Below are 8,885 nucleotides of genomic sequence, written 5' to 3'. Positions count from 1 at the left end.
ATCGCCCGAGCGACTGGCACGACGCGCGGATCAACCGGACGCCAGCACCGGACGAAGAACTTCTGGGCGAGCTCCAGCGGCACATCGCCGATCTGCCGAGCTACGGCTATCGCCGGGCTTGTGCGTTGGTCAATCGCCAGCGCAGAGTCGAGGGGCGGCAGGTGGTGAACCCGAAGCGCGCCTACCGCGTGATGGCAGAGGCCAAGCTGTTGCTGCCGAAGGCGCCTCGCAGGCCGCAGTCCAGCCGCAAGCACGAAGGCAAGGTGGCGGTGAGCGCAAGCGACACACGCTGGTGCTCAGACGGCTTCGAGATCAAGTGCGACTCCGGCGAGACCGTGACCGCCACGTTCGCCAAGGACTGCTGGCACATTACTACGTGGATGGCGCGCTGCAAGACCTGGCCCTGGCCACCGGCGGGGGGGTTGCCGACTCGCTGGAGATGGCCCGCTTTGGCCGCGACCATGCTGCGCAGACCTCGCAGGCCGCAGTCCAGCCGCAAGCACGAAGGCAAGGTGGCGGTGAGCGCAAGCGACACACGCTGGTGCTCAGACGGCTTCGAGATCAAGTGCGACTCCGGCGAGACCGTGACCGCCACGTTCGCCAAGGACTGCTGCGACCGCGAGGTCATGGCGTGGCGTGCATGGCCCGGCAAAGGTCTGCCAGGCGAGCCCGTGCGCGAGATGCTCATCGAGGCCGTCGAGAAGCGCTTCGGCGCCGTGGAGGCCCTTCCTCAGGGCCGCCAGTTGGAGTTCCTGACGGACAACGGCGGCGCGTACATCGCCGGTGACACGCGCGCGATTGCTCGCTCGCTGGGCCTCAAGCCAGTGAACACGCCCGTGTGCAGCCCGCAGAGCAACGGCATGGCCGAAAGCTTCGTCAACACCTTCAAGCGCGACTACGTCAGCCGCATGGACCTGGCCGACGCCAAGACGGTGATGGCACAGCTGCCCGCGGCCTTCGAGCACTTCAACAACGTGCATCCGCACTCGAGCCTGCGGATGCGGTCACCCAGGGAGTTCAGGCAACATCAACAGCGCGTCACCCAGACCGGGAGCGCGCCAACCAGCGCATAGACCGTGTCCGGTTATGCAGGGGCAAGATCAGGCTCGAGCCTGCGGATGCGGTCACCCAGGGAGTTCAGGCAACATCAACAGCGCGTCACCCAGACCGGGAGCGCGCCAACCAGCGCATAGACCGTGTCCGGTTATGCAGGGGCAAGATCATGCCGAGCTTCGCTCGCTGTTCGTGGAGCTTGTCGAGAAACAGCTCGCGCTCGCCCTTGCAGACTTCACGCAAGGCTTCGTAGATCTTTTCCTCAACCTTCATCTCGGGATATAGCGCAACTCTCGCCGGCACTGGCAAGACGCCTTGAACGCCTTCCATCTGACGGAGCGTCAACACAGCTGGTTCACGCTCAATAGAGAAAGTGAAGTAGTTCTGCCGCTTGCCGCCGACGACATCCCACGCCACAACCGAGGCACTGTCGCCTGACATGCTTACCCGACCTTCCAACAGCAGGTAATCGGGGAACGGTTTCCCGCTGCATATCGCCTGGCTCACAATTTCTCCACCGATGTAGCCACGCTCTGCCATCAGGTGAACGGTCAACTTCCGATCTGACTTCGTCAGCTGCATGTCCTCGATATCGGCGTAGGCCTCAGGCATGGTGCCGAAGTAACCAGTCCACTTCTCATCTTCATACAGCCACGAGAGGAACTTGTTCGAGACCCGCTCGAACTCGCCGGGCATCTTCTCAGCGTTCGCGATGTATGTCGGCCCGTTCAAGAGCACAGAGCTGATACCTGAAAGAAGAGTGCCGATCGCGCCGGCGACAAGCGTCGCTCCCACCCAGGTTTTCTGGTACCACGGCTTGGCCGCCGGTGGCGCATCACCCTTTGCCTGACGCTGCCGCTTCTTCTGCATACCGCCTCCCAGCGATCAAAGGGGCGCATGGTACGAAATGACTCAACAGTCCCGGTCAACATGGACCGGGTAAGCATGGTTTGCTGAGCTATCGTTTGGAACGCCGAACGCGGTGTCGACGCCCTGTGCGATCAGCGCCTCGACCAGCTTGTGGCCGGCGAGACGTGGAGCGGTAGCTTGTCTAGCGGCGAAGATCGTGTGGCCGGCAGGTGACGAAGATTTAGATGACCTGCCCCTCGCGCCCGGCTCACGACGGGATGTAATTTCGAGACTGGCGTTTCGCGACCAGATTTTGGAAACAAGCCAAATCCCCATGCGTAAAACTGAGAAGCCACTTCTTGTTTATCTCGATAGCAGTGACTTCTCAGTCATGTCCGACCCCAAGCGCGTGCACGAATGGGACATCGAACGCCGGGGGCTGGAGCGATTTGTCGCGCAAGGGGACATTCATTGCGTGTTCTCGCAGGCACACATAGTCGAGCTAGCGCCTGTAGAAAGCACGCACGCTGATCTTGCGATAGGCAAGGTGGACCTTTTGGTCTCGCTCTGCGGCAGACTTTCATTGCCGTCGATGGATAGGTTGGTGACCGAGGAGCTTCTGGCGCTGCGCGAGGGGCGCCCGCGCAAGTTCGACGTGGTGAACACAGAGGGAGACTGGTTCCCCGCGATCGACGGCTTGTTCAATTCTTCGCGCGCGAAACTCGTCGAAGAGGCAGCAGGAAGTGTCATAGAGGGTCTGCAGCAGAACAGAGCCCTTCGGCGGGTAGCAAAGAAGCTAGTGAAGAACGGGGCGCCTTCTGCTAAGTTGCAGCGTCAACTTAGCGCAGCGCCTAGCATCGACGCGGCTCGAGATCTTCAGAGAACGTATCCGATGCGTGAGGCTGACGCACGCATCTTGGCCAGGTACCTGCGCGGCCAGGCTGGCAAAGAAGAGGCGCACCACGCGTTTACGGCCAGCCTTCGAGACCCTCGGTGGCTAGTTCGATGGCTTTCATCGGAAGGCGTGGACGTTTCGAAGTTCAACGGCTGGCTTCGAGATTCGTCAAGGCGTATGCAGGCGGTAGTCGAACAGTTGTCTGCCGTAGCGAGAACTATTCGCACGCTCCCTCCAGACCAGCTTGCTGCGCTCGGACCCAAAACTATCGCGGGAAAGAATGCGTGGGACCGGCTGCCTGACGAGCTTGTAGCCAAGCTGGCTCAGCGAATGGCCGACGAATGGTTGCCGATGCCAGTAGCGCCCCTTCCGCTCGAACGGCTGCATGAGACATGCGCAGGCCTCAGCGTGCTGTTGAGGACGTTCTACTCTGCAGTATGGACATCTACGACAGCTCAACCACGAGCGCCGCTAGCGAGCGACCTTGGCGACTGCTATCACGCCATGTATGCGCCGTACGTGGACATCTTTAGGCCCGACAGTTTCATGGCACCTCACATCGAACGCCAGACTGCCACGTTCGGGACTGAGGTCGTGCCAAAGTTGAAACGCCTGCTGCCTGCCATTGAAAAGCGGCTGAGGGATCGCATTGTCATGAAGTAGGACGCTGCACTTCAGACCAGCATCTCTCGACCAGCTTTCAACCAGCTCAGAACAAGAAATACCTCTGCGCCATCGGCAACTCCTTCGCCGGCTCGCAGGTCAGCAGCACGCCGTCCGCCCTCACCTCGTAGGTCTGCGCGTCGATCTCCATGACCGGCAGGTAGTTGTTGAGCAGCATGTCGGCCTTCTTGACCGAGCGGCAGCCCTTCACCGGCACCAGCGTCTTGGTCAGGCCGAGCTTTTCGACATTGCCCTGCCCCGCCTGGCTCACAAACGTCAGCGAGCCCTGCTGAAGCGCCGCGCCGAAGGAGCCGAACATCGGCCGGTAGTGCACCGGCTGCGGCGTGGGGATGGACGCATTCGCGTCGCCCATCGCGGCGGCGGCGATGAAGCCGCCTTTCAGGATCAGTGACGGCTTCACGCCGAAGAAGGCGGGCTTCCACAGCACGAGGTCGGCCCACTTGCCGACTTCAATCGAACCCACCTCGTGGCTGATGCCGTGGGCCAGCGCGGGGTTGATGGCGAGCTTGGCGAGGTAGCGCTTCACACGGGCGTTGTCGTTGCCGGTGCCGTCTCCCGGCAGAGCACCGCGCTGCACCTTCATCTTGTGCGCGGTCTGCCAGCAACGCAGGCTCACCTCGCCCACGCGGCCCATGGCCTGCGAGTCGGACGAGAACATGCTGATGGCGCCAAGGTCGTGCAGGATGTCTTCGGCAGCGATGGTCTCGCGGCGGATGCGGCTCTCGGCAAAGGCCAGGTCTTCGGCGATGCCCGCGTCCAGGTGATGGCAGACCATCAGCATGTCGAGGTGCTCGTCCAGCGTGTTGACGGTGAACGGCCGCGTCGGGTTGGTGGAGCTGGGCAGCACGTTGGCTTCGCCCACCACACGCATGATGTCCGGCGCATGGCCGCCGCCCGCGCCTTCGGTGTGAAAGCTGTGGATGGTGCGGCCCTTGAAGGCGGCAATCGTGTCTTCGACGAAGCCGCTTTCGTTCAGCGTGTCGGTGTGGATGGCGACCTGCGTGTCGGTCAGCTCGGCGACGTTCAGGCAGTTGTCGATGGCCGCGGGCGTGGTGCCCCAGTCCTCGTGCAGCTTCAGGCCGATGGCGCCGGCGTCGATCTGCTGCATCAGCGCCTCGGGGCGGCTGGCGTTGCCCTTGCCCATGAAGCCGAGGTTCATCGGGAAGGCCTCGGCCGCCTTCAGCATCGTGGCGATGTGGTGGGGCCCTGGCGTGCAGGTGGTGGCCAGCGTGCCGGTGGCAGGGCCGGTGCCGCCGCCGATCATGGTGGTCACGCCGCTCATCAGCGCCTCTTCGATCTGCTGCGGGCAGATGAAGTGGATATGCGTGTCGATGGCGCCGGGCGTGACGATGAAGCCCTCGCCCGCAATGATCTCGGTGCCGGGGCCGATGACGATGTCCACGCCGGGCTGCACGTCGGGGTTGCCGGCCTTGCCGATGGCCGCGATGCGGCAGCCCCGCAGGCCGATGTCGGCCTTGACGATGCCCCAGTGGTCGAGGATGACGACGTTGGTGATGACGGTGTCGACCGCGTCACCCGGCCCAGGGCCGTTGATGCGCTGGGACTGGCCCATGCCGTCGCGCACGGTCTTGCCGCCGCCGAACTTGACCTCTTCGCCGTAGCCGCCGGCACGCAGCGTCAGGTCTTGCTCGATCTCGATGATGAGGGCAGTGTCGGCCAGGCGCAGCTTGTCGCCGACGGTGGGGCCGAGCATCTCGGCGTAGGCGCGTCGACTGATCTTCATAGCTTGCCTTGAACCAAACCGCGGAAGCCCCAGACGGCGCGGTCGCCGCCGAGGTCGACGAGTTCAACGGTACGCGACTGCCCGGGCTCGAAGCGCACGGCCGTGCCGCTGCAGATGTTGAGCCGCATGCCGCGCGCGGCCTCGCGGTCGAAGCCGAGGGCCGCGTTGGTCTCGGCAAAGTGGTAGTGCGAGCCGACCTGGATGGGCCGCTCGCCGGTGTTGGACACCTTCAGCGTCAGCGTGCGGCGGCCGGGGTTCAGCTCGTGTTCACCGTCGGCGGTGATCAGCTCGCCCGGGATCATCACTTGCGGCCCTTGGTGAACCACCAGACGGCCACGCCGGCTGCGGCCACCAGGGCCAGCGTGGCGGTGCCGTCCCAGCCGTGCATGTGCGGGCCCGCGGGGCCATGGCCTTCGTGAGCAAACGCCGGGGCGGCGATCAGGAGCAGGGCAAGTGCGCGCATGGTTCTGGCTTCAGGGAATGGGTTGGTGGACGGTGACGAGCTTGGTGCCGTCCGGGAAGGTGGCTTCGACCTGGATCTCGGGAATCATCTCGGCGATGCCGTCCATGACGTCGTCCCGCGTCAGGATCTCGCGGCCCTCGCTCATCAACTGGGCGACGGTCTTGCCATCGCGGGCGCCTTCGAGGATGGCGGCGCTGATGAAGGCGACGGCTTCGGGGTAGTTGAGCTTCAGGCCACGCGCGCGGCGCCGCTCGGCAAGCAGTGCTGCGGTGAACAGCAGCAGCTTGTCTTTCTCTCGGGGAGTGAGTTCCATGGTGTCAGGGCTTGCAAGGCGGATGCCAATCTTGCATCACCTCGGTGCTCGCCGGCTTCCGGGCTGGCCCTGAGGGTTTGCGGGCGGGCGTGCCCAGCGCAATCCAGCCCACCAACGTCTCGCCCGGGTCGCAGAAGGCCGCGGCAATCGCCGGGTCGCGCACCTTGGCGCCGCTGAGCATCTTGCCGCCGAAGCCGAGCAGATGCGCCGCCGTCAGGAAGTTGCTGACGGCACCGCCGACCGCCGCCCATTGCTCATGGGCCGGCACCAACGGGTGGCCCAGGTCGATGCGCGCGACGACGGCAACGGTGACGGGCGGCTTCAGCGCACGCTCCACATCCAGCGCCGCGCCCTCACCGCCCTTGCCGGCCGCACGCGCCGCGTCCGCAAACAGGGCAGCCATGCCCTCTTTGGCGGCGCCGCGCACCAGCTTGAATCGGTAGGGCACCAGTTCGGCATGGTCGGGCGCACGCAGGGCGGCGCGGGTCATCAGCGCGAGTTGCTCGTCGCTGGGGCCGGGCTCGACGAGATGCTTGGGGCCGACCGAGTAGCGGCCCAGCAAGGCGTCGAGGCTCTCAGGCATTACCTTCGCTCCAGGGCGTCAGCCGCGGGCCGAGCGCCGGGCCGCTCCCAAGCCGGCCCGCCTTGGGCGATGTGCTTGTCGGTCAATCCGACAAGCATCGCCGTCCCCTCGGGGGACCGGCCAAGGTGCGCCTTGGACGAGGGGCTCACTTGAGCAAACCAGCGTTCTCGGCAGCGGCCTTGATGCCGTTGTAGTTCTCGGGCTTGCTGGGGATGAACTTCGTCGCGCGCTGCAGGCCGAGGATCTCCTTGCCTTGCGGCGTGGCCGGGTCGAGCGCCAGGAAGGCGGCCTTGATCTTGTCTTGCAGGGCCTGCGGCATGTCGGCGTGCACGGACCAGTTGTAGTCGTAGTAAGGCGGGGTCGTGTAGAAGACCTTGACCGCGGCCGGGTCGACCTTTTTCTCGGTGACGAACTTCTCCCACACCGAAATGTTCAGCGCGCCCGCGTCGACCTTGCCGCTGGCGACAGCAGCGATGGTCGCGTCATGTGCGCCGCTGAAGGCCACGCGCTTGAGGTCGGTGTCGGGGTTGACCTTGGCGCCCAGCAGGAAGCTGCGCGGCATCAGGTGACCCGAGGTGCTGCTCTGCGAACCGAAGGACAGCGTCTTGCCCTTGAGGTCTTCCAGCTTGGTGATGCCGCTCTTGGCGTCGGTGATGAAGACGGAGCGGAACTTCTCGTCCTCCTCCCGCTGTACCAGCGGGATGACCTTGCCGCCCGAGCGCGTGTTGGCCTGCACGAAGGTGAAGCCGCCGAACCAGGCGAGGTCGATCTTCTTGTTGACGAGCGTCTCGACGGCCGCGGCGTAGTCGGTCACCGGCGTCCACTCGACCTTCATGCCCAGCTTGCTCTCCAGGTAGGCGCCCAGCGGCGCGAACTTGCGCGCCAGCTCGGTGGGCGACTCGTCGGGGATGGCGGTCACGCGCAGCACCTGCTGGGCCTGGGTGGCAGTCGCGCACAGCGCAAGGCCGGCAAGGAGGAGGCGGCGGGATAGACGGGTCATGGAACCTCAGCTGTTCTTGGAAATGGAAATGGTGGGGAACTTGGACGAGTAGTCCTTGCCCTGGGCGGCGAGCTTGGCGGCCAGCTTGCGGGCCAGCGCCTTGTAGAGCGCCGCCACTTCGCCATCCGGCTCGGCCGCGACGGTGGGCGTGCCGCTGTCAGCCTGGGCGCGGATGCTCATGGCCAGCGGCAGGGAGGCCAGCAGCTCGGTGCCGTACTGCGTGGCCATCTTCTGGCCGCCCTCGGCGCCGAAGATGTGCTCGGCGTGGCCGCAGTTGCTGCAGATGTGCACGGCCATGTTCTCGACGATGCCGAGGATGGGGATGCCGACCTTCTCGAACATCTTCAAGCCCTTCTTGGCGTCGATCAGCGCGATGTCCTGCGGCGTGGTGACGATGACGGCGCCAGTGACGGGCACGCGCTGCGACAGCGTCAGTTGGATGTCACCGGTGCCGGGCGGCAGGTCGATGACGAGGTAGTCCAGGTCCTTCCAGTTCGTCTGGCGCAGCAGCTGCTCCAGCGCCTGGGTGGCCATGGGGCCGCGCCAGATCATGGCCTGGTCGTCGTCGACGAGGAAGCCGATGGAGTTGACCTGCAGGCCGTGGGCAACGTGCGGCTCCATGGTCTGGCCGTCCTGCGAGTCGGGGCGGCCGCTGGCGCCCAGCATCAGTGGCTGGCTGGGGCCATAGATGTCGGCATCCAGCACGCCCACGCGGGCGCCCTCGGCATGCAGGGCCAGTGCCAGGTTGGCGGCCGTGGTGCTCTTGCCGACGCCGCCCTTGCCGGAGGCGACGGCGATGATGTTCTTGACGCCTGGCAGCAACTGCACGCCGCGTTGCACCGCGTGGGCGACGACCTCGGTTTTGATGTCAACGCTGACCTCGCCGACGCCGGGCAGCTGCCGCGCCGCCGCGGCGACCGCCTCGCGCAGCGCCGGGTGCTGGCTGGCAGCGGGGTAGCCCAGCTCGATGTCAATGGCCACCTTGGCGCCGTCCACCCGCACCGACTTCAGCGCCCGGGCCTCGCCGAGCGTGCGGCCACTGCCGGGGTCGAGCACGGCTTGCAGCAGGGGTTGAAGCTGGGCTTCGGTGATGGTGGTCATGGCAGGCATTGATTCGCGGGAAACAGGCCCAGCAGTCTAGGCCCTTGGCATGGCGGCATCCGCCGGCGGGCGCGGGTCCGGCAGGCGCCCGGCACACCGCGAAATCGTCATGCCGGTGACTGAATGGCGGCGCGCCTGTAAAGAAAGCTTGCGTTAACCGCCCCGCCACAAGCGGGCGGGGGCCGCATGGCAAGCTGATG

The 8,885-nt window shown here is 65.3% G+C and carries 10 protein-coding genes; 2 read left to right on the top strand and 8 right to left on the bottom strand.

Annotation, left to right across the window (positions count from 1 at the left end; all coding sequences use genetic code 11):
* A partial coding sequence (locus ASC81_RS27745; protein ID WP_235533576.1) for an integrase core domain-containing protein occupies positions 1–1,073 on the top strand: 1,073 nt, incomplete at its 5' end.
* A gap of 85 nt (positions 1,074–1,158) precedes the next feature.
* Here ASC81_RS27745 and ASC81_RS06840 read toward each other — a convergent pair.
* Positions 1,159–1,923: a hypothetical protein gene (locus tag ASC81_RS06840; protein WP_056264077.1), complete on the bottom strand. Its 765-nt coding sequence runs from the start codon at positions 1,921–1,923 to the stop codon at positions 1,159–1,161.
* A 313-nt stretch (positions 1,924–2,236) separates the two neighbouring features.
* Between ASC81_RS06840 and ASC81_RS06835 the strand changes: the two genes are divergently transcribed.
* On the top strand, positions 2,237–3,460 hold the full coding sequence (locus ASC81_RS06835) for a hypothetical protein (protein ID WP_056264074.1): 1,224 nt from the start codon (positions 2,237–2,239) through the stop codon (positions 3,458–3,460).
* A 46-nt stretch (positions 3,461–3,506) separates the two neighbouring features.
* Here ASC81_RS06835 and ureC read toward each other — a convergent pair whose 3' ends face one another.
* The 7 genes from ureC to apbC all read right to left on the bottom strand — a co-directional run bounded on the left by ureC (position 3,507) and on the right by apbC (position 8,685).
* On the bottom strand, positions 3,507–5,225 hold the full coding sequence (gene ureC / locus ASC81_RS06830; RefSeq protein WP_056264070.1) for an urease subunit alpha: 1,719 nt from the start codon (positions 5,223–5,225) through the stop codon (positions 3,507–3,509).
* On the bottom strand, positions 5,222–5,527 hold the full coding sequence (locus ASC81_RS06825) for an urease subunit beta (RefSeq protein ID WP_056264068.1): 306 nt from the start codon (positions 5,525–5,527) through the stop codon (positions 5,222–5,224). The genes ureC and ASC81_RS06825 overlap by 4 nt, the downstream gene beginning before the upstream one ends.
* Positions 5,527–5,688 carry a hypothetical protein gene (locus ASC81_RS27485; RefSeq protein ID WP_164488624.1) on the bottom strand — a complete coding sequence of 54 codons (162 nt, stop codon included), beginning with the start codon at positions 5,686–5,688 and terminating at the stop codon, positions 5,527–5,529. Before ASC81_RS27485 ends, ASC81_RS06825 begins: the two co-directional genes overlap by 1 nt.
* A 10-nt stretch (positions 5,689–5,698) precedes the next feature.
* Entirely contained in the window at positions 5,699–6,001 is a 303-nt protein-coding gene (locus ASC81_RS06820; RefSeq protein WP_056264065.1) for an urease subunit gamma, read from the bottom strand.
* A gap of 4 nt (positions 6,002–6,005) precedes the next feature.
* Positions 6,006–6,584 (bottom strand): nitroreductase family protein, encoded by a 579-nt coding sequence (locus ASC81_RS06815; protein WP_056264060.1) that lies wholly within the window; start codon positions 6,582–6,584, stop codon positions 6,006–6,008.
* Positions 6,585–6,729: 145 nt separating this feature from the next.
* The gene (locus ASC81_RS06810) at positions 6,730–7,584 is read right to left on the bottom strand and encodes a putative selenate ABC transporter substrate-binding protein (RefSeq protein ID WP_056264057.1); all 855 of its coding nucleotides are present in this window, start codon (positions 7,582–7,584) and stop codon (positions 6,730–6,732) included.
* A gap of 6 nt (positions 7,585–7,590) precedes the next feature.
* Positions 7,591–8,685: an iron-sulfur cluster carrier protein ApbC gene (gene apbC, locus ASC81_RS06805; protein ID WP_056264053.1), complete on the bottom strand. Its 1,095-nt coding sequence runs from the start codon at positions 8,683–8,685 to the stop codon at positions 7,591–7,593.
* Positions 8,686–8,885 lie beyond the last annotated feature (200 nt).

Source organism: Pelomonas sp. Root405, assembly GCF_001425165.1.
Classification (GTDB): Bacteria; Pseudomonadota; Gammaproteobacteria; order Burkholderiales; family Burkholderiaceae_C; genus Pelomonas.
This window is presented reverse-complemented; position numbering and strand designations above follow the sequence as displayed.